20 protein-coding genes are annotated in these 17,946 nt (G+C 72.2%); 9 read left to right on the forward strand and 11 right to left on the reverse strand.

Features of this window, described 5'->3' with window-relative positions:
- Positions 1 to 84 precede the first annotated feature (84 nt).
- Genes bioD through bioB form a run of 3 tightly spaced genes read right to left on the reverse strand, consistent with a single transcriptional unit; the run spans position 85 to position 3,407 of the window.
- Positions 85 to 786 carry a dethiobiotin synthase gene (gene bioD, locus ACWCP2_RS00330; RefSeq protein WP_450906333.1) on the reverse strand — a complete coding sequence of 234 codons (702 nt, stop codon included), beginning with the start codon at positions 784 to 786 and terminating at the stop codon, positions 85 to 87.
- Between the two features lies 1 nt (position 787).
- On the reverse strand, positions 788 to 2,119 hold the full coding sequence (locus tag ACWCP2_RS00335; RefSeq protein WP_450906334.1) for an adenosylmethionine--8-amino-7-oxononanoate transaminase: 1,332 nt from the start codon (positions 2,117 to 2,119) through the stop codon (positions 788 to 790).
- The gene (gene bioB / locus ACWCP2_RS00340; protein WP_450906335.1) at positions 2,112 to 3,407 is read right to left on the reverse strand and encodes a biotin synthase BioB; all 1,296 of its coding nucleotides are present in this window, start codon (positions 3,405 to 3,407) and stop codon (positions 2,112 to 2,114) included. The genes ACWCP2_RS00335 and bioB overlap by 8 nt, the downstream gene beginning before the upstream one ends.
- A gap of 157 nt (positions 3,408 to 3,564) precedes the next feature.
- Here bioB and ACWCP2_RS00345 point away from each other — a divergent pair, with 157 nt between their 5' ends.
- Positions 3,565 to 4,740 carry an 8-amino-7-oxononanoate synthase gene (locus ACWCP2_RS00345; RefSeq protein WP_450906336.1) on the forward strand — a complete coding sequence of 392 codons (1,176 nt, stop codon included), beginning with the start codon at positions 3,565 to 3,567 and terminating at the stop codon, positions 4,738 to 4,740.
- A gap of 3 nt (positions 4,741 to 4,743) precedes the next feature.
- On the opposite strand, the gene ACWCP2_RS00350 is transcribed toward ACWCP2_RS00345, so the two are convergent.
- Together ACWCP2_RS00350 and ACWCP2_RS00355 are read right to left on the reverse strand one after the other, a co-directional pair.
- A complete protein-coding gene (locus tag ACWCP2_RS00350; protein ID WP_266876115.1) occupies positions 4,744 to 4,965 on the reverse strand; it encodes a DUF397 domain-containing protein in 222 nt (73 codons plus the stop codon).
- A gap of 12 nt (positions 4,966 to 4,977) precedes the next feature.
- Positions 4,978 to 5,865 (reverse strand): helix-turn-helix domain-containing protein, encoded by an 888-nt coding sequence (locus ACWCP2_RS00355; RefSeq protein WP_450906337.1) that lies wholly within the window; start codon positions 5,863 to 5,865, stop codon positions 4,978 to 4,980.
- 197 nt (positions 5,866 to 6,062) lie between these two features.
- Here ACWCP2_RS00355 and ACWCP2_RS00360 point away from each other — a divergent pair, with 197 nt between their 5' ends.
- Positions 6,063 to 6,521 carry an ATP-binding protein gene (locus ACWCP2_RS00360; protein WP_450906338.1) on the forward strand — a complete coding sequence of 153 codons (459 nt, stop codon included), beginning with the start codon at positions 6,063 to 6,065 and terminating at the stop codon, positions 6,519 to 6,521.
- A 6-nt stretch (positions 6,522 to 6,527) separates the two neighbouring features.
- On the opposite strand, the gene ACWCP2_RS00365 is transcribed toward ACWCP2_RS00360, so the two are convergent.
- Positions 6,528 to 6,917 carry a VOC family protein gene (locus ACWCP2_RS00365; RefSeq protein WP_450906339.1) on the reverse strand — a complete coding sequence of 130 codons (390 nt, stop codon included), beginning with the start codon at positions 6,915 to 6,917 and terminating at the stop codon, positions 6,528 to 6,530.
- A 380-nt stretch (positions 6,918 to 7,297) separates the two neighbouring features.
- Between ACWCP2_RS00365 and ACWCP2_RS00370 the strand changes: the two genes are divergently transcribed.
- The 7 genes from ACWCP2_RS00370 (at position 7,298) to ACWCP2_RS00400 (ending at position 13,851) form a co-directional block, all read left to right on the forward strand.
- Entirely contained in the window at positions 7,298 to 7,600 is a 303-nt protein-coding gene (locus tag ACWCP2_RS00370; RefSeq protein WP_450906340.1) for an urease subunit gamma, read from the forward strand.
- Between the two features lie 14 nt (positions 7,601 to 7,614).
- Positions 7,615 to 7,926, forward strand: coding sequence for an urease subunit beta (locus ACWCP2_RS00375; protein ID WP_450906341.1), 312 nt, complete (start codon positions 7,615 to 7,617; stop codon positions 7,924 to 7,926).
- Positions 7,919 to 9,640, forward strand: a complete 1,722-nt coding sequence (locus ACWCP2_RS00380) for an urease subunit alpha (protein ID WP_450906342.1) — start codon at positions 7,919 to 7,921, stop codon at positions 9,638 to 9,640. Before ACWCP2_RS00375 ends, ACWCP2_RS00380 begins: the two co-directional genes overlap by 8 nt.
- Before the next feature lie 16 nt (positions 9,641 to 9,656).
- Positions 9,657 to 10,331, forward strand: a complete 675-nt coding sequence (locus tag ACWCP2_RS00385; RefSeq protein ID WP_450906343.1) for an urease accessory protein UreF — start codon at positions 9,657 to 9,659, stop codon at positions 10,329 to 10,331.
- Positions 10,332 to 10,424: 93 nt separating this feature from the next.
- On the forward strand, positions 10,425 to 11,120 hold the full coding sequence (ureG, locus tag ACWCP2_RS00390) for an urease accessory protein UreG (protein ID WP_450906344.1): 696 nt from the start codon (positions 10,425 to 10,427) through the stop codon (positions 11,118 to 11,120).
- Positions 11,121 to 11,140: 20 nt separating this feature from the next.
- The gene (locus ACWCP2_RS00395) at positions 11,141 to 11,932 is read left to right on the forward strand and encodes an urease accessory protein UreD (protein ID WP_450906673.1); all 792 of its coding nucleotides are present in this window, start codon (positions 11,141 to 11,143) and stop codon (positions 11,930 to 11,932) included.
- A 230-nt stretch (positions 11,933 to 12,162) separates the two neighbouring features.
- On the forward strand, positions 12,163 to 13,851 hold the full coding sequence (locus ACWCP2_RS00400; protein WP_450906345.1) for an alpha/beta hydrolase: 1,689 nt from the start codon (positions 12,163 to 12,165) through the stop codon (positions 13,849 to 13,851).
- A 42-nt stretch (positions 13,852 to 13,893) separates the two neighbouring features.
- Here the strand turns inward: ACWCP2_RS00400 and ACWCP2_RS00405 are convergent, their stop codons facing one another.
- The 5 genes from ACWCP2_RS00405 to ACWCP2_RS00425 form a co-directional block, all read right to left on the reverse strand.
- A complete protein-coding gene (locus ACWCP2_RS00405; RefSeq protein WP_450906346.1) occupies positions 13,894 to 14,604 on the reverse strand; it encodes a lysophospholipid acyltransferase family protein in 711 nt (236 codons plus the stop codon).
- A 111-nt stretch (positions 14,605 to 14,715) separates the two neighbouring features.
- Positions 14,716 to 14,874 carry a hypothetical protein gene (locus tag ACWCP2_RS00410; protein WP_450906347.1) on the reverse strand — a complete coding sequence of 53 codons (159 nt, stop codon included), beginning with the start codon at positions 14,872 to 14,874 and terminating at the stop codon, positions 14,716 to 14,718.
- A 32-nt stretch (positions 14,875 to 14,906) separates the two neighbouring features.
- On the reverse strand, positions 14,907 to 15,851 hold the full coding sequence (locus ACWCP2_RS00415) for a cytochrome c oxidase assembly protein (protein ID WP_450906674.1): 945 nt from the start codon (positions 15,849 to 15,851) through the stop codon (positions 14,907 to 14,909).
- 132 nt (positions 15,852 to 15,983) lie between these two features.
- Positions 15,984 to 17,012, reverse strand: coding sequence for a 6-phosphofructokinase (locus ACWCP2_RS00420; RefSeq protein WP_266910871.1), 1,029 nt, complete (start codon positions 17,010 to 17,012; stop codon positions 15,984 to 15,986).
- Between the two features lie 190 nt (positions 17,013 to 17,202).
- Positions 17,203 to 17,931: a type 1 glutamine amidotransferase gene (locus ACWCP2_RS00425; protein WP_450906348.1), complete on the reverse strand. Its 729-nt coding sequence runs from the start codon at positions 17,929 to 17,931 to the stop codon at positions 17,203 to 17,205.
- Positions 17,932 to 17,946: the final 15 nt, after the last annotated feature.

The following is a 17,946-nucleotide window of genomic DNA, read 5'->3' on the forward strand; positions in this document are numbered from 1 at the left end:
GCCGCGCGCCCCCACCACGACACCTGCAGGTGGGCGCGCGGCGCCGGCCGTTCCCCCGTCCGGCCCCACCCCTGGGCGGCCGCGTCAGCCGGAAGGCGCCGACCAGGTGCCGTGGAGGGGGGCGGCGAGCCAGCCGGGCGCCGAGGCACGGAAGTCCGCCGGGGGGAGGGTGCCCGCGCCGGCCGGTACCGCGCCCAGGAGGGGCAGTCCGGAGACCGAGGGCAGGTCGGCCAGGTTGCAGCGGGAGGCCAGGTCGGGCTCGGCCGGCCAGCTGCCGATCACCACGCCCGGGGAGTCGAGGCCGCGGGCGCGCAGGGCCTCGGCCGTGAGGGCGGTGGAGTTGAGGGTGCCGAGGCCCGCCGGGGCCACGATCAGCACCGGGGCGCCGAGCAGGCGGGCCGCGTCCGCCAGGGTGTGCCCGGCCTCGTCGAAGCGGACCAGGAGGCCGCCCGCGCCCTCGACCAGGACCAGGTCGTGGGAGAGGGCGAGCTCGCGGGCCGCCTCGGCGATCCGCTCCGGGGAGAGCGTCGGGAGCCCCGAGCGCCGGGCCGCCGTGTCCGGGGCCAGCGGCTCCGGATAGCGGGCCAGTTCGGCCGTGGTGACGGACGAGCCGGCCAGCCGGCCGACCTCCGCCGCGTCGCCGGGCTCGTCCGGGCCGACGCCCGTCTGGGCCGGCTTCAGCACGGCCACCGAGAGGTTCGCCGCCAGCGCGGCCGCCGCGACGGCCGAGGTGACGACCGTCTTGCCGATCTCGGTTCCCGTTCCCGAGACCATCAGTACCGCCATCTCAGGACTCCCTCGCGGCCGCGACGACGGCCCGGCAGATGCGGGCCACGTCGGTGTCGGCCGTCACGTACGGCGGCATGGTGTAGATCAGGTCCCGGAACGGGCGCAGCCAGACGCCCTCCCGGACCGCCGCCGCCGTGGCGCGGGCCATGTCGACCGGGTGGTCGAGCTGGACGACGCCGATGGCGCCCTGGACCCGTACCTCCTGGACGCCCGGCAGCTCCGCGGCCGGGGCCAGGCCCTCCAGCAGGCCGGCCTCGATGCGCTTGACCTCGCCCTGCCAGTCCTGGCCGAGCAGCAGGTCGATGGAGGCCAGGGCCACCGCGGTGGCCAGCGGATTGCCCATGAAGGTCGGCCCGTGGGCCAGGACCGGGACCTCGCCCCGCGAGATGCCGTCCGCGACCCGCTCCGTGCAGAGCGTGGCGGCGAGGGTGAGGTAACCACCGGTCAGGGCCTTGCCCAGGCACATCACGTCCGGGGTGATCCCGGCGTGGTCCGCCGCGAACAGCGCGCCCGTGCGGCCGAAACCGGTGGCGATCTCGTCCAGGATGAGCAGCACGTCGAACTCGTCGCACAGCTCCCGCAGCACCCGGAGGTAGCCCGGGTTGTGGAAGCGCATGCCGCCCGCGCCCTGGACCACCGGCTCCACGATCACGGCCGCCAGTTCGTCCCGGTGCGCGGAGAGCAGGGAGCGCAGGTGGGCGACGTAGGACTCGTCCAGCGGAGCGGAGAAACCGCTCGGCGGGGCGTCCGCGAAGAGCTGGCGCGGGAGGATCCCCGACCACAGCTCGTGCATGCCGCCCTCGGGATCGCAGACGGCCATCGGCTGCCAGGTGTCCCCGTGGTAGCCGCCCCGCCAGGTCAGCAGACGGCTCTTGCCGGGGCGTCCCACCGAACGCCAGTACTGCAGGCACATCTTCACCGCGACCTCGACGGAGACCGAGCCCGAGTCGGCGAGGAAGACGTGCTCCAGGCCGGCCGGGGTGAGCTCGACGAGCTTCGCGGCCAGCCGTACGGCGGGCTCGTGGGTGAGCCCGCCGAACATCACGTGCGACATCCTGCCGAGCTGGCCGGTGACCGCCTCGTTCAGCGCCGGGTGGTTGTACCCGTGGATCGCCGACCACCAGGAGGACATGCCGTCGACCAGCTCGTCCTGCCCCTGCGAGGGCTCCGCCAGCCGGAGGCGGACCCCCGAGGCGGAGGCGACGACGAGCGGCTCCTGCCGCCCGGGCATCGGGCCGTACGGGTGCCAGACGTGCTGCCGGTCCAGCGCGAGCAGTTCGGCGGCCGGCAGCGCGTCGGGCGAGTGCTGCGCGTGGTGCTGGTCAGGCATTGGGCGCGAGATCCGTTCCCGCACCGCGACGGCGTACCGCGACCAGGTCGGACCGGACGTCGCCCGCCTCCGCCTGAGCCGGTACGGGACCCTCGGCCGCGGCGGCCACGGAGGCCACGGAGGCCGCCACGGGGGCCTCGTGCCCGGCGTGGCCCGAGCAGCCGCCGCACGCCGAACCGCAGCCGGCTGCCGCGTCCTCGGTGGCGGAGGAGCCGCAGACCGAGGCGCCGGAGCCCTTCGAACCGCAGCCGCCGGTGGCAGTGGTGGCCGCCGCCGCGACGTCGGCGCGGTGCGCGGGAAGGGTCGTCGTACCGGCGCCCTCCACCTCGAAACCGGCGTCCGCGATCATGTCGAGGTCGGCCTGTCCGGCCTGGCCCTCACTGGTCAGGTAGTCGCCCAGGAAGATCGAGTTCGCGATGTGCAGCGCCAGCGGCTGCAGGGTGCGCAGGTGCACCTCGCGGCCGCCCGCGATGCGGACCTCGACGTCGGGGCAGACGAAGCGGACCATCGCGAGGATGCGCAGGGCGCGCTGCGGGGTGAGGTTCCACTCCTTGGCCAGCGGGGTGCCCTCGAAGGGGATCAGGAAGTTGACGGGGACCGAGTCGCTGTCGAGCTCGCGCAGCGCGTAGACGACGTCGACGAGGTCCTCGTCGCTCTCGCCCATGCCCGCGATCAGGCCCGAGCAGGCCGACAGGCCGGCGGCGTGCGCCTTCTGCACCGTGTCGACCCGGTCCGCGTAGGTGTGGGTCTTGGTGATCTGGCCGTACGTGGCCTCGGAGGTGTTCAGGTTGTGGTTGTAGGCATCCGCGCCCGCGTCCTTCAGGCGTTCGGCCTGGCCGTCCGAGAGCAGACCGAGGCAGGCGCACACCTCGACGCCCTCGTTCTGCTCCTTGATGGCCGCGATCGTCTTGCCGACGCGGTCCACGTCGCGGTCCGTCGGACCCCGCCCGCTCGCCACCAGACAGACCCGCTTGGCCCCGCCGGCGACGCCCGCGGCCGCGGCCTGGGAGGCCTCGTCGGGCTTCAGCCACGTGTACTTGAGGATCTCGGCCTTCGATCCCAGGCGCTGGGAACAGTACGAGCAGTCCTCGGGGCAGAGCCCCGACTTCAGGTTGACCAGGTAGTTCAGCTTGACCCGGCGGCCGAACCACTGCCGGCGCACCTTGCCGGCCGCGGCCACCACGTCGAGCAGTTCGTCGTCAGAGGTCGCCAGCACGGCGAGTGCCTCTTCGCGGGTCGGCAGCTCACGCCGCAGCCCCTTGTCCACGAGGGTGTTCAGCAGGTCCATGATGCCGATCCTGTCCCACCCGGGCACTCCCGGCCAAGGAGAGATCGAACAACATGGCCGGAAGAGAGTGTGTGTATCGCCACACCTGACGCAGGGGTCACGGGCGGTTAGGGTCGGGCAGGTCTGTGGACTGCCGACAAAAAGCCGAGGACCGTCGATGCCGCACCAGCACACCCCCGCCCCCGTGGACGTCTTCTCCTGGATCGACGACGCGGAGCGGGCCAGGGAGCAGGCCGGACTCGTCCGGACGCTGCGTCCGCGCCCGGCGGCCTCCCCGCTCCTCGACCTCGCGAGCAACGACTACCTCGGGCTGTCCCGGCACCCGGAGACCGTACGCGGGGCGCGCGAGGCCGCCGAGCGCTGGGGCGCGGGGGCCACCGGATCGCGGCTGGTCACGGGCACCACCGAACTGCACGCCGAACTGGAGCGGGAGCTGGCCGCCTTCTGCGGGTTCGAGGCGGCGCTGGTCCTCTCCTCCGGGTACGCGGCGAACCTGGCCGCCGTCACCGCGCTCAGCGACCGGGGCACCCTGGTGGTCTCCGACGCGGGCAACCACGCCTCGATCGTGGACGGCTGCCGGCTCTCGCGGGCCGACACCGCCGTGGTCCCGCACTCCGACCCGGACGCCGCCCGCAAGACCCTCGCCGCCCACCGGGGGCGGGCGCTGCTGGTCACCGACTCGGTGTTCTCGGTCGACGGGGACGCCGCCCCGCTCGCCGCCCACGCCGAGGCGTGCCGGGACCGGGGCGCGGCCCTGCTCGTGGACGACGCGCACGGCCTCGGGGTGCTGGGCGAGGGCGGCCGAGGGGCGCTGCACGCGGCCGGGCTCGCCGGGGCTCCCGGGGTGGTCGCGACGCTGACCCTCTCGAAGTCCCTGGGCAGCCAGGGCGGTGCGGTGCTCGGCCCGGCCAAGGTGATCCGGCACCTGGTCAACACGGCGCGGACCTTCATCTTCGACACCGGGCTGGCCCCGGCCGCGACGGGAGCCGCACTGGCGGCCCTGCGCCTGCTGGAGCGGGAACCGCGGCGTGCGGACCGGGCCCGCGCGGTGGCCGCCGAGCTGTACGGGCGGCTCACCGCGTCCGGCCTGACCGCGGCCCGGCCGGACGCGGCCGTGGTGTCGGTACGGGCCCCGTCGGCTTCGGCGGCACTGCGCTGGGCCGCCGACTGCCGCGAGGCAGGTCTGTCCGTGGGGTGCTTCCGGCCGCCGTCGGTGCCGGACGGCATTTCCCGGCTGCGACTGACCGCGCGGGCGGATCTCACGGGGGACGAGATCAGCCGTGCGGTGGAGACGATCCTGCGGACCGCTCCGGCCGGAGCCACGGACCGCTGATTCCTACGTTCCGAGATCCGCACGAACGGAGACGAGGAAGCCGTCCCAGGCCGGCCCGGTGAAGAGCACGGCCGGGCCGTCCGTCCGCTTGGAATCGCGGACGGCGAGCAGGCCGCCGCTGAGCACGGCCGTTTCCACACAGTTGTTCATTCCGGTGCTGCGGCTGCTTCGCCGCCACCGAGCGCTGTTCAGAAGTCCGCCTGTGGATAAGGGGGTTGCGGACACGGGAGTGCCTCCTTACGCGTCGTCAGCGAGGGCGCTGATGAGATCCGACGAATCGCGGGGCGGGAGGGCGTGCGCCTGGATGGTGCGGAACGCGGCGCTGTACGCCTCAAGGTCTTCCTTCCGCTCCAGATAGAGGCTACTCGTCAAATGGTCGAGTACCACCACATCCAGATCGGCGATGTTCGGAAATGAGAAGATGACGAACGGTCCTGTCAGGCCGAGATGTCCCCCCACACTGAACGGCAGTACCTGAAGCCGCACTTGGGGCAAACGCGCCACCTCCACCAGGTGCCTCAGCTGTTCCTCCATCACCCCCGCCCCGCCGATCGAGCGGCGCAGCACCGCCTCGTCCAGCACCGCGCTCAGCTCCAGCGGCGGATCGGCCCGCAGCACCGACTGACGCGCCAGCCGTACGTCGACCAGCGCGTCCACCTTCGGCTCCGGCAGCCCGCCCAGCGCGGCCCGGGTCACGGCACGCGCGTACCCGGGGGTCTGCAGCAGCCCCGGCACCACCGACAGTTCGACGGTGCGGGCGGAGCGGGCACCCGCCTCCAGGCTGATGAAGTCCCGGTACTCCTGCGGCAGCAGCCCCCGGTAGTCGTGCCACCACTGGCGCCCGCGCCCGGTGCCGGCGTCCGGGGCGGGGCCCGCGGCCGAGGCCGAGAGGGCTTCCAGCAGGGCGCGCTGCTGCGCGCTCACCACGTCCTCCCCGTAGACGTCGAGCAGGATCCGGATGTCCTCCTCCTTGACGCCGCTGCGCCCCGTCTCGATACGGCTGATCTTCGACTGGTGCCATCCCGCCAGCCGGGCCGCCTCACCGCTGGTGAGACCGGACCGATCGCGAAGGGCACGCAGTTCCTCGCCGAGCTTGCGCCGACGCACCGCGGGACCGTGCTGCACACCCGCCTCCTTCCACCGGCACAGGTCGCACCAGTCTGCCGTCCAAATACGCTCTTCCGTAGCAGAGTTCACCGCATTGAGCGACAGATATATGCATATCTTGAGGGATCGGCGGAAACGACGGGACGATGGGTGGCACTCTGGCGTCCAGCACAGATCCGGGGCGGTTTCGCCCCGGTGGGAAAGGGACCGTCGCCATGGCAGACCACCTGGAAGCATCCGTCACTCTGCCGAGCGATCCCGCCTCGGTCGCGGCCGCCCGCCGCTACGTCGCGGAGGTACTGGGCGAGTGGGGACTGTCCGAGGACACCGACGCCGCGGACAGCATCCGGCTCATCGTCTCGGAACTGGCCACCAACTCCGTACAGCACACCTTCGGCCAGTCGCCGACCTTCACGGTGGACATCCGCCTGGAGCGCGAGGAGTGGCTGCGCATCGGCGTCACCGACAGCCACCCGCGCTGGCCCAAGCGGCTCCCGGCCGCCGTCCAGCAGGACAACGGCCGGGGGATGGTCATCATCCGCTGGCTCGCGGCGGAGGCGGGCGGCCGGCTCTCGGTCAGCCCGACCGAGGACGGCGGCAAGACCGTGTGGATCGCCCTGCCCTGGACGGCCGCGGCCGCCGGCGCTCCGGCGCGGACCCGTACCGGCTGCTGAGGCCGGTCAGGACCCGGCGCGCTCCGACACGCTGCGCTCGATGCACAGTTCGTTGCCCTCGGGGTCGGTCAGGGTGACCCAGCCCAGGCCGTCCTCCCGGCGGTGGTCGGCCTGGAGCTTCGCGCCCAGCCCGATGAGCCGCTCGACGTTCTCGTCGCGGGTCCCGGTCACGGGCTGGATGTCCAGGTGCACCCGGTTCTTGGCGGACTTGCCCTCGGGCACCCGGACGAAGAGCACCCCGGGAACCCCCGGCTGACCGGGGTCCAGCAGGATCTCGTCGTCGTCCGGCCGGTCGTCGGGGTGGATGGGGAATCCGGTCACGGCGGACCAGAACCGTGCCAGCCGGTAGGGCTCCTGTGCGTCGAAGGTGATGTGGCGGACGGGGTTGACGAACATGCGGCTCCTTGTGATCGGCGGATGCTGCTTCCGGCTCCGGCTCCGGCTCCGGCTCCGGCTCCGGCTCCGGTCCCGGCTCCGCTCCGGCTCCGGCTTCCGTATACGGAAGCCGACCGTGCGATGCCCGGAGTTGAACCGGGTACCTGCCCGAAACGTGGGTTAACTCAGCTGAAAAACACGGCCCTTAGCGTGGCGGCCACGTTCCTTCCGTCAATGGTCACCCATGCGCCGGCAAAGCGGCGGTGGGAGGGAGGGAAAGCCTTTCCCCGCGTTGGGCAAGAGACGCTTGGCTCGGATATGCGCAGGTCAACAAAGTGTTGAAGGCCCGTAGGGTCGGCTCGGCGCGATGTCGATCATGTCCCGGAAGCTTGGTGATAGCTGTGCAGCTGACCCCCCACGAGCAGGAGAGACTGCTCATCCACGTGGCCGCGGACGTGGCCGAGAAACGCAGGGCGCGGGGTGTGCTCCTCAACCATCCCGAGGTGGTGGCCCTGATCACCGCACACATCCTCGAAGGCGCCCGCGACGGACGGGCGGTGGCCGAGCTGATGGCCTCCGGGCGGACCGTGCTCTCCCGCGAGGAGGTCATGGAGGGGATACCCGAGATGATCCACGACGTCCAGGTCGAGGCGACCTTCCCGGACGGCACCAAGCTCGTCACCGTCCACGACCCCATCGTCTGAGAGCGAGTACCCGCATGATCCCCGGCGAAATCGCCTACGGGGACGGCCCGGTGCGCCTCAACGAGGGCCGGCCCGTCACCCGCATCACCGTGCTCAACGCCGCCGACCGGCCCGTCCAGGTCGGCTCGCACTACCACTTCGCCGAGGCCAACCCCGGCCTCGACTTCGACCGCACGGCCGCCCGCGGACAGCGACTCGACATCGCCGCCGGCACCGCGGTCCGCTTCGAGCCGGGCATCCCCGTCGCCGTGGCCCTCGTCCCCCTGGCCGGGCTGCGCACCGTGCCCGGACTGCGCGGCGAGACCGGAGGGCCGCTCGATGGCTGAGATATCGCGCCAGGTCTACGCCGACCTCTTCGGGCCCACCACGGGCGACCGCATCCGCCTCGCCGACACCGACCTCTTCGTCGAGATCGAGCAGGACCTCGCCGGCGGCCCCGGCCGGGCCGGTGACGAGGCCGTCTTCGGCGGCGGCAAGGTCATCCGCGAGTCCATGGGACAGGCCCGCACCACCCGCGCCGAAGGGGCCGCCGACACCGTCATCACCGGTGTGGTGATCCTCGACCACTGGGGCATCGTCAAGGCCGACGTCGGCATCCGCGACGGCCGGATCTGCGGCATCGGCAAGGCCGGCAACCCCGACACCATGGACGGCGTCGACCGCGCGCTCGTCATCGGCCCCGAGACCGAGATCATCGCCGGCAACGGGAAGATCCTCACCGCCGGCGCCGTCGACGCCCACGTGCACTTCATCTCCCCGACCGTGATCGACGAGGCCCTCGCCTCCGGCATCACCACCCTCGTCGGCGGCGGCACCGGCCCCGCGGAGGGCACCAAGGCCACCACCGTCACCCCCGGACCCTGGCACCTGGCCCGGATGTTCGCCGCGCTGGAGGCCCACCCCGTCAACATCGGCCTGCTCGGCAAGGGCAACACCATGTCCCGCGAGGGCATGTACTCCCAACTGCGCGGCGGAGCCCTCGGCTTCAAGCTCCACGAGGACTGGGGATCCACCCCCGCCGTCATCGACGCCTGCCTCACCGTCTGTGAGGAGACCGGCGCCCAGGCCGCCATCCACACCGACACCCTCAACGAGGCCGGGTTCGTCGCCGACACCCTCGCCGCCATCGGCGGCCGGACCATCCACTCGTACCACACCGAAGGCGCCGGCGGCGGGCACGCCCCCGACATCATCACCGTGGTCTCCGAGCCGAACATCCTGCCCAGCTCCACCAACCCCACCCGGCCGCACACCGTCAACACCGTCGAGGAACACCTCGACATGCTGATGGTCTGCCACCACCTCAACCCCGCCGTCCCCGAGGACCTGGCCTTCGCCGAGTCCCGGATCCGCCCCTCCACCATCGCCGCCGAGGACGTCCTGCACGACCTCGGAGCCATCTCGATCATCTCCTCCGACGCCCAGGCCATGGGCCGCGTCGGCGAGGTCATCCTGCGCACCTGGCAGACGGCCCACGTGATGAAGAAGCGCCGCGGCTCCCTCCCCGGAGACGGCCCCGCCGACAACCACCGGGCCCGGCGCTACGTCGCCAAGTACACGATCAACCCGGCCGTCGCCCAGGGGCTGGCCCGGGAGATCGGCTCCGTCGAGACCGGCAAGCTCGCCGACCTGGTGCTGTGGAGCCCCGCCTTCTTCGGGGTCAAGCCCGAACTGGTCATCAAGGGCGGCCAGATCGCCTACGCGCAGATGGGCGACGCCAACGCCTCCATCCCCACCCCGCAGCCGGTGCTGCCGCGCCCGATGTTCGGGGCGTACGGGCGGGCCCCCGGGCTCAACTCCTTCAACTTCACCTCACAGGCGGCCCTCGACGACGGACTGCCCGAACGGCTCGGCCTGGGCAAGGAGTTCGTCGCGATCGAGAGCACCCGCAAGGTGACCAAGGAGGACATGCGCAACAACGACGCCATGCCGAGGGTGGAAGTCGACGCCGACACCTTCACCGTCACCATCGACGGCGAGGTGGTGGAACCGGCCCCGGCGGCGGAGCTCCCCATGGCCCAACGCTATTTCCTCTTCTGAGAGGACGGACCTCGCGATGAGCCTCGCCACCCTCCTCGTCCTCGCCGACGGCCGCTTCCCCGCCGGAGGGCACGCCCACTCCGGCGGGGCCGAGGCCGCCTGCAAGGCAGGCCGGATCCACGACGCCGCCACCCTGGCGGAGTTCTGCCGCGGCCGGCTGCACACCACCGGGCTCGTCGCGGCCGCCCTCGCCGCGGCGGCCGCCCACGGGAGCGACCCGGCGGCCCTCGACGAGGCCGCCGACGCCCGGACCCCCTCGCCCGCACTGCGCGCCGCCGGGAGGCGGCTCGGGCGCCAGCTGATGCGGGCCGCCCGCGCCACCTGGCCCGGCGCAGAACTGGACGCGCTGGCGGCCGCGTTCCCGCGCGGGGCGCACCAGCCCGTCGTGCTCGGCGTCACCGCCCGGTCGGCGGGGCTCGGGCCGCTGGACGCCGCGCACGTGGCGGCGTACGAGAGCGTCAGCGGCCCGGCCACCGCCACGGTACGGCTGCTCGGCCTGGACCCCTTCCAGGCGAGCCAGGTCCTGGCCGGGCTCGCCCCCGAGCTGGACGCGGTGTCCCGGCAGGCGGAGCGGGCCGCGCTGCGGGCCGCCGCCGAGGGAACGCACACCCTGCCCGCGGCCTCCTCGCCGCTGCTGGACATCGCGGCGCAGGCCCATGCCGACTGGCCGGTACGCCTGTTCGCCTCCTGATCCCCCCGCCCCTGATCCCCCCCCCGCCTCCTGATCCCCGCACGGGCCCCGCAGGCCCCGCATCCCGCCTGCTTCAGCACAAGGAGACCCCCCATGCACCTCGATCACGCGGTGACCTTCCCGCACCGCCACACCCACAGCGCCGAGCCGCTGCGCGCGGACGGCACCCGCCGGGCCCTGCGCATCGGCCTCGGCGGGCCGGTCGGCTCCGGCAAGACCGCCACCGTCGCCGCCCTCTGCCGGGCCCTGCGCGCGGAACTGTCCATGGCCGTGGTCACCAACGACATCTACACGCGCGAGGACGCCGAGTTCCTGCTCCGCGAAGCCGTCCTGCCGCCCGAGCGGATCAGCGCCGTGGAGACCGGCGCCTGCCCGCACACCGCCATCCGCGACGACATCTCCGCCAACCTGGAGGCCGTGGAGGAACTGGAGGAGGCCTTCCACGGGAACGGACGGCTCGACCTGATCCTCGTCGAGTCCGGCGGGGACAACCTCACCGCCACCTTCTCCCGGGGTCTCGTCGACGCCCAGATCTTCGTCATCGACGTGGCCGGCGGGGACGACATCCCGCGCAAGGGCGGACCCGGCGTCACCACCGCCGACCTGCTCGTCATCAACAAGACCGACCTCGCCCCGCACGTCGGCTCCGACCTGGGCCGGATGGCCCGCGACGCCGCCGAGCAGCGCGGCGAACTGCCCGTGGCCTTCCAGTCCTTGCGCGGCGAGGAGGGCGTTGGCCCGGTGGCGGCCTGGGTGCGCGAGCGGATCGCCGCCTGGACCGCCCGGTGAGCCCTGCGGCGAGTCCTACGGTGATCCCCGCGGCGATCCCGGAGGAGACGGTCCCACCGGCCGGCCTCCGTGCCACCGCCCGCATCGGCGCCGTCGCCGACGGGCGGGGCTCCACCGCCCTGCCGCTGCTCGCCGGGGAGGGACCGCTCGCCCTGCGCCGCACCCGGGGCGGGCCGGGCGAGGCGGGCGTCATGCTGGTCGGCGCCATGAGCGCCCCGCTGGGCGGCGACCACCTCGGGGTGGAGGCCACCGCCGGGCCGGGCGCCCGGCTGGTGCTCCGCTCGGCGGCCGCCACCCTGGCGCTGCCCGGCCGGCACGGGGAACCGGCACGCTACGACGTACGGCTGCGGCTCGGGGACGGGGCGGCGGTGCGCTGGCTGCCCGAACCCCTCGTCTCGGTGCGCGGCAGCGACCTGCGGGTGCGCACCCGCGCCGAACTCGCCCCCACCGCCCGGCTCCTGCTGCGCGAGGAGCAGGTGCTCGGCCGTACCGGTGAGACGCCGGGCCTGCTGCGCGCCCGGCTCACCGCGACCCGGGACGGGAAACCGCTGCTCGACCAGGACCTGGCCTGCGGACCCGGCGCACCCGGCGGCTGGGACGGCCCGGCGGGACTCGCGGGCCACCGGGCGCTGGGCCAGCTGCTGGTGGTGGACCCGCAGTTCGCCGCGGCCCCGCCGCGGGCCCGGATGCTGGGGGAGTTCGCGGCGCTCACCCCGCTGGCGGGCCCCGCGGTCCTGATCACGGCCCTGGCCCCGGACGCGCTGCGACTGCGCGAACTGCTCGACTCCGCCTGCGCCGACTACGGTTGGTGACCCCCGGCGGCCCCCGGACCGGCCCCGGCCGAGGGCCTCCGATCCCGGGACGAACCCGACACCGCTCAGCGGTACACGCATTTCCGGATATCGGGTTGGCAAAGAACCGCCCCGCGCTCTGTCGCCCGCTCCTGGTCAGGCGGAAGTATCCCCTGCACATGCCGACGCACATCCACACCGGCACGAACCACGCTGCCCACGACGGCAGATGACGCAGGGGGAACAACCACGTGATACGCAACGCGGCGCTGGGGAGCGCCGCCACCCTGATCACCGGCACGCTGGCGGCGGGCCTGTTGCTCGCCCCGTCCGCGTCGGCCTCGCAGTCCTTCGAGACCGGGTCCTACGGCCGGGACAACCCGATCGCCGAGGCGATCGGCACCCAGATCGCCGCCTCCCGCGCGGCCCGCACCGGGATCGACTGGAAGGACTGTCCGGCCGACTGGGGCTTCGCGGCGCCCATCCAGTGCGGCTACGTGAAGGTCCCGCTCGACTACAGCAAGCCCTTCGGCAAGACGATCGACCTCGCGGTCGACCGCGCCGTCAGCACCGGCACCAAGGAGGAGCGCCAGGGCGCGCTCCTCTACAACCCGGGCGGCCCGGGCGCCTCCGGCATGCGCTTCCCGCGCCGCACCACCACCAACAGCCCGCTGTGGGTGAACACGGCCAAGGCGTACGACTTCGTCGGCTTCGACCCGCGCGGCGTCGGCCACTCCGCGCCGATCTCCTGCATCGACCCGCAGGAGTACGTCAAGGCCCCCAAGGCCGACCCGGTGCCGGACAGCAAGGCCGACAAGAACGCCCAGCGCAAGCTCGCCGAGGAGTACGCGGACGGCTGCAAGGAGCGCAGCGGCGAGATGCTGCCGTTCATGACCACGCCGAACATCGCGCGTGACCTGGACGTCATCCGTGCCGCCCTCGGTGAGAAGAAGCTGAACTTCATCGGCGTCTCCTACGGCACCTACATCGGCGGGGTCTACGCGACCCTGTTCCCGACGCACGTGCGCCGCATGATCGTCGACAGCGTGGTGGACCCGTCCCGCGACAACATCTGGTACGAGGCCAACCTCGGCCAGGACGTCGCCTTCCAGACCCGCTGGAACGACTGGGAGGACTGGGTCGCCAAGAACGACGCCTCCTTCCACCTCGGCACCACCCGCGCCGCGGTCGAGGCCAAGTGGCTGACGCTGCGCGCCAAGGCGAAGGCGAACCCGCTCGGCGGGATCGTCGGCCCGGCCGAGCTCATCGGCTTCTTCCAGAGCGCCCCGTACTACGACTCCTCCTGGGTGCCCGTCGCCCAGACCTGGGCCGCGTACGAGGCCGGCGACGAGCAGGCGCTGATCGACGCCATCGCCCCCGACATGAGCGACACCGCGGGCAACGCCTCGGCGGAGAACGGCAACGCGGTCTACACCGCCGTGGAGTGCGCCGACGCCAAGTGGCCCACCAGCTGGTCCAAGTGGGACCGGGACAACACCAAGCTGCACGCCCAGTACCCCTTCATGACCTGGGCCAACGCGTGGATGAACCTGCCCTGCGCCACCTGGAAGTCCAAGCAGCACAACGCCATCGAGGTCGGCGCGGGCAAGCGGAGCGGCCTGCCGCCGGTGCTGATCGTGCAGTCCGAGCGTGACGCCGCCACGCCGTACAAGGGCGGGGTCTCCCTGCATAACCGGCTCGCCGGCTCGCGTCTGATCACCGAGAAGGACGCCGGTTCGCACGGCGTCACCAACCTGGTGAACCCCTGCATCAACACCCGGGTCGACACCTACCTGCTCACCGGCCAGGTCGACGCCCAGGACGTGACGTGCGGCCCGCACGCCACCCCGGTGGCCCCGGCTCCCGTCGCCGCCAAGCTGATCGCGCCGGCCCCGGCCGCCGACCAGCGGACGCTCGACGAGCTCCCGGCCATCCGCTAGCGGGACCGGGCGCACCCGCCCGCCCACCCCACGGGAGAAGGCTCAGCGCGTCCTGCGCCGGGCCTTCTTCCGTGCTTCCTCCTCCTCCGCCTTGACCTCGGCGGCGTACCGGTCCACGTACTCCTGGCCGGACAGGGCGAGGACCTCGTACATGATCTCGTCGGTGACGGCCCGCAGCACGGCCCGCTCGCCCTCCATCCCCGCGTACCGGGAGAAGTCCAGCGGCCGGCCGAAGCGGATCGTGACCCGCCGGATGCTGGGGATCTTCTGCCCGGGCGGCTGGATCTCGAAGGTCCCGACCATCGCGCACGGGACGACGGGCACCCCGGCGCCCAGCGCCATCGCGGCCACGCCCACCTTGCCCTTGTACAGGCGCCCGTCGTGCGAGCGGGTGCCCTCCGGGTAGATGCCGAGCAGTTCGCCCTTGGACAGCACCCCGAGCCCTTCGCGCAGCGCGGCCTGACCGGCGTCCTTGCCGGAGCGGTCGACCGGGATCTGGCCGGCGCTGCGGAAGAAGGCGGCGGTGAGCTTGCCCTTCACGCCCGGTCCGGTGAAGTACTCGGCCTTGGCGAGGAAGGTGATGCGCCGCTTGAGGATCGCGGGCATCAGGAAGTGGTCGGAGAAGGAGAGGTGGTTGCCGGCGACGATCGCGGCGCCGTCCTCGGGAATGTTCTCCAGTCCTTCGATGCGGGGCCGGAACAGGAGCCGCAGCAGCGGCCCCAGGATCACGTGCTTGAGCAAGTGGTAGAACACCAGGCGGCTCCCGTCGACGTCCCTTGGTCACGGACATCCTACGGACGGTGCACCAGGGGGTGGAGAGCGCGGCTACTCAGATGGCTACTCGGTAGCTACCCGGGTAGCCGCTCAGCTTCCGCCCGAGGCCGCCATGCCCGCGGTGAGCAGCCCCAGCACGACCCAGCCGAACCACAGCCAGCCGTTGCTTCCGAGGGCCACGGAATACGTGGCGATCGCCACCAGAGAGGCGAAGGTCATCAGCGCCATCGCCTTCACGGATCCGGTCATGCCCCATGGTGGCGCCTGAAGGTGGTCCAGCGCTACTGGCCACGCGCCTGGAGCGAGGCGAGATACGAGTTGTAGGCCGCCAGCTCCTGGTCGCCGTTGCGCTCCTCGGACCGGTCGGAGCGCTTCGCCGCCCGCTGTTCCGAGTGGTACCACTGGTAGACCAGCGCGATCAGCACCAGCACCGAGGGGATCTCGCTGAAGGCCCAGGCGATGCCGCCGCCCCACTGCTGGTCGAGCAGCGGGTCGATGCCCAGGGAGGCGGGCGGGTTCGCGTACGTCTTGATCATCGGCTCGCTGGCCATCATGAGCGCGATGCCGAAGAAGGCGTGGAAGGGCATGCCGGCGAACAGCTCCAGCATCCGCATCACGTAGCCGGGGCGGTGCGGCCCCGGGTCCACACCCATGATCGGCCAGAAGAAGACGAGGCCGACGGCGAGGAAGTGCACCATCATCGCGATGTGCCCGGTCTTCGAACCCATCAGGAAGTCGAAGAGCGGGGTGAAGTACAGACCGTAGAGGCTGGCGATGAACATCGGGATGGTGAACACCGGATGGGTGATCACCTTCATGTACCGGCTGTGCAGGAGCATCAGGAGCAGCTCGCGCGGCCCCTTGTGGCCGCGGGCCGCCGGCGGCAGCGCGCGCAGCGCCAGCGTCACGGGGGCGCCCAGCAGCAGCAGGATCGGGCTGAGCATGCTGATCACCATGTGCTGGACCATGTGCACGCTGAACATGACCATGCCGTAGTCGTTCAGCTTGGTGCACATCACCAGGGCCACGCTCAGCACGCCGATGGCGAAGGCGACCGTCCGGCCGGCCGGCCAGGCGTCCCCGCGCCGGCGCAGCCGCAGCACGCCCCACCCGTACAGGGCGAGGCCGAGGAGCGAGCCGATCAGGAAGAAGGCGTCGAAGGAGAACTCCAGCCCGCGCCCGAGGGTGAAGGGCGGCAGGTCCATGTCCATGCCGGGCATGTCCATGCCGTCGTGCGCGAGGTAGCTCAATCTCTTCACTCCTTGACCCGTGGTGCCCCACCACAGTAATGCCGCCCCCGGACCGGACATCGTCAGGGGGCGGTCATTACGGGATTCACCCGGGGAAAAGGGGAAAGATCACAGCACGTTCTGCGCCTCGTCGTACCGCTCGGACGGGACCGTCTTCAGGGTCTGCACGGCCTCGTCGAGCGGGACCATGACGATGTCCGTGCCGCGCAGCGCCGTCAGCATCCCGAACTCGCCCCGGTGCGCCGCCTCCACCGCGTGCCAGCCGAAGCGGGTCGCCAGGACACGGTCGTACGCCGTGGGCGTGCCGCCGCGCTGGACGTGGCCCAGGATGACCGGCCGGGCCTCCTTGCCCAGACGCTCCTCCAATTCGACCGCGAGGCGGTTGCCGATGCCGGCGAACCGCTCGTGGCCGTACATGTCGGTGCCGCCCTCCTCGAGCGCCATCGAGCTGCCCTCGGCGGGCTTGGCGCCCTCGGCGACCACGACGATCGCGAAGCGCTTGCCCTGCTCGAAGCGTTCGCCGACGATCGCCGTCAGCTCCTCGATGTCGAAGGGCCGCTCCGGCACGACGATGGCGTGCGCGCCGGCCGCCATGCCCGAGTGCAGGGCGATCCAGCCGGTGTGGCGGCCCATGACCTCCACGACCATCACGCGCTGGTGGGACTCGGCGGTGGTCTTCAGCCGGTCGAGGGCCTCGGTGGCGACCCCGACGGCGGTGTCGAAGCCGAAGGTGACGTCGGTGGAGGCGATGTCGTTGTCGATGGTCTTGGGGACGCCGACGATCGGCAGACCGCCCTGCGAGAGCAGGTTCGCGGCCTTCAGGGTGCCCTCGCCGCCGATCGGGATGATCGCGTCCAGACCGAGGTCGGCCACGTGGCCGCGGGCCCGCTCCACGCCGTCGCGCAGATGGGCGGGCTGGACCCGGGAGGAACCCAGGATCGTGCCGCCACGGGCCAGGATGCCGCTCACGGCGTCCAGGTCGAGCTTGCGGTAATCGCACTCCAGGAGGCCGCGCCAGCCGTCGTGGAAACCTATGACCTCGTCGCCGTGGTCGACGACGGCGCGGTGCACGACGGAGCGGATGACGGCATTGAGCCCGGGGCAGTCGCCTCCGGAAGTGAGCACACCAATGCGCATGGCAGGAGGACCTTTGCAACGTGGGCCGACGACCGGACCACGTCGTCCGGTTGGAACTACCCAGCACCCTACAAGCGGATCGAGGGTGGACTGAACCATCCTCCACATGCTGGTCAGATCAGTCGTACGAAAACACGTCGGCCCGGACCCCACCAGGGGAATCCGGGCCGAACCGTGGGTGCCGTGCGGGCTACGCGGGCTGCGTGGCCGCCGCGATCCGCTCGGCGCGCAGCGCCTCGTACCAGCGGTCGTCGATGGGCGGCAGCGCGTTCACGTCGAGGGCCAGCTTCAGCAGCAGGTCCGCGATCTGCGGGTTGCGCGCCAGCACGGGACCGTGCATGTACGTGCCGAACACCGTGTCGTTGTACGCGCCTTCGGTGCCGTCGCCGGTGCCGTTGCCGCGGCCCTTCGTGACCCGGGCGAAGGGCCTGGCCGTCGGGCCGAGGTGCGTGACGCCCTGGTGGTTCTCGAAGCCGGTCAGCTGCGGCAGGCCGAGCCGCGGGTCGATGTCGCCCAGCACGTCGCCGACGCACCGCTCGCCCTCGCCGCGCACGGTCACCACGTCCAGCAGGCCGAGGCCCTGCTGGCGCTCGCCGACGTCGTTGACGAACTCCTGCCCCAGGATCTGGTACCCGGCGCAGACGGAGAAGACGATCGCCCCGTTGGAGACGGCGCGCTCCAGGCCGCCGTCGCGCACCAGCCGCTCCGCGGCCAGCCGCTGCGGGCGGTCCTCACCGCCGCCGATCAGGTAGATGTCGCCCGAGGTCGGGATCGGCTGGTCGCTGCGCACGTCCACGCGCTGCACGTCCAGGCCGCGCCGGCGGGCCCGGCGCTCGACGACCAGGGCGTTGCCCTGGTCTCCGTACGTGCTGAGCAGGTCGGGGTAGACCCACACCAGACGCAGGCTGTTGTCGCTCATGCTCTTGTCCTTATG

It is taken from the genome of Streptomyces sp. NPDC002104 (assembly GCF_053593795.1).

Bases quoted from the DNA above. Each gene is read 5' to 3' on its own strand.
- bioB (WP_450906335.1), bottom strand. From the start codon at position 3,407: ATGGACCTGCTGAACACCCTCGTGGACAAGGGGCTGCGGCGTGAGCTG.
- ACWCP2_RS00410 (WP_450906347.1), bottom strand. From the start codon at position 14,874: ATGACCGGATCCGTGAAGGCGATGGCGCTGATGACCTTCGCCTCTCTG.
- ACWCP2_RS00345 (WP_450906336.1), top strand. From the start codon at position 3,565: ATGCCGCACCAGCACACCCCCGCCCCCGTGGACGTCTTCTCCTGGATC.
- bioD (WP_450906333.1), bottom strand. From the start codon at position 786: ATGGCGGTACTGATGGTCTCGGGAACGGGAACCGAGATCGGCAAGACG.
- ACWCP2_RS00375 (WP_450906341.1), top strand. From the start codon at position 7,615: ATGATCCCCGGCGAAATCGCCTACGGGGACGGCCCGGTGCGCCTCAAC.
- ACWCP2_RS00380 (WP_450906342.1), top strand. From the start codon at position 7,919: ATGGCTGAGATATCGCGCCAGGTCTACGCCGACCTCTTCGGGCCCACC.
- ACWCP2_RS00360 (WP_450906338.1), top strand. From the start codon at position 6,063: ATGGCAGACCACCTGGAAGCATCCGTCACTCTGCCGAGCGATCCCGCC.
- ACWCP2_RS00365 (WP_450906339.1), bottom strand. From the start codon at position 6,917: ATGTTCGTCAACCCCGTCCGCCACATCACCTTCGACGCACAGGAGCCC.
- ACWCP2_RS00385 (WP_450906343.1), top strand. From the start codon at position 9,657: ATGAGCCTCGCCACCCTCCTCGTCCTCGCCGACGGCCGCTTCCCCGCC.
- ACWCP2_RS00420 (WP_266910871.1), bottom strand. From the start codon at position 17,012: ATGCGCATTGGTGTGCTCACTTCCGGAGGCGACTGCCCCGGGCTCAAT.
- ACWCP2_RS00415 (WP_450906674.1), bottom strand. From the start codon at position 15,851: ATGGACATGCCCGGCATGGACATGGACCTGCCGCCCTTCACCCTCGGG.
- ureG (WP_450906344.1), top strand. From the start codon at position 10,425: ATGCACCTCGATCACGCGGTGACCTTCCCGCACCGCCACACCCACAGC.
- ACWCP2_RS00425 (WP_450906348.1), bottom strand. From the start codon at position 17,931: ATGAGCGACAACAGCCTGCGTCTGGTGTGGGTCTACCCCGACCTGCTC.
- ACWCP2_RS00335 (WP_450906334.1), bottom strand. From the start codon at position 2,119: ATGCCTGACCAGCACCACGCGCAGCACTCGCCCGACGCGCTGCCGGCC.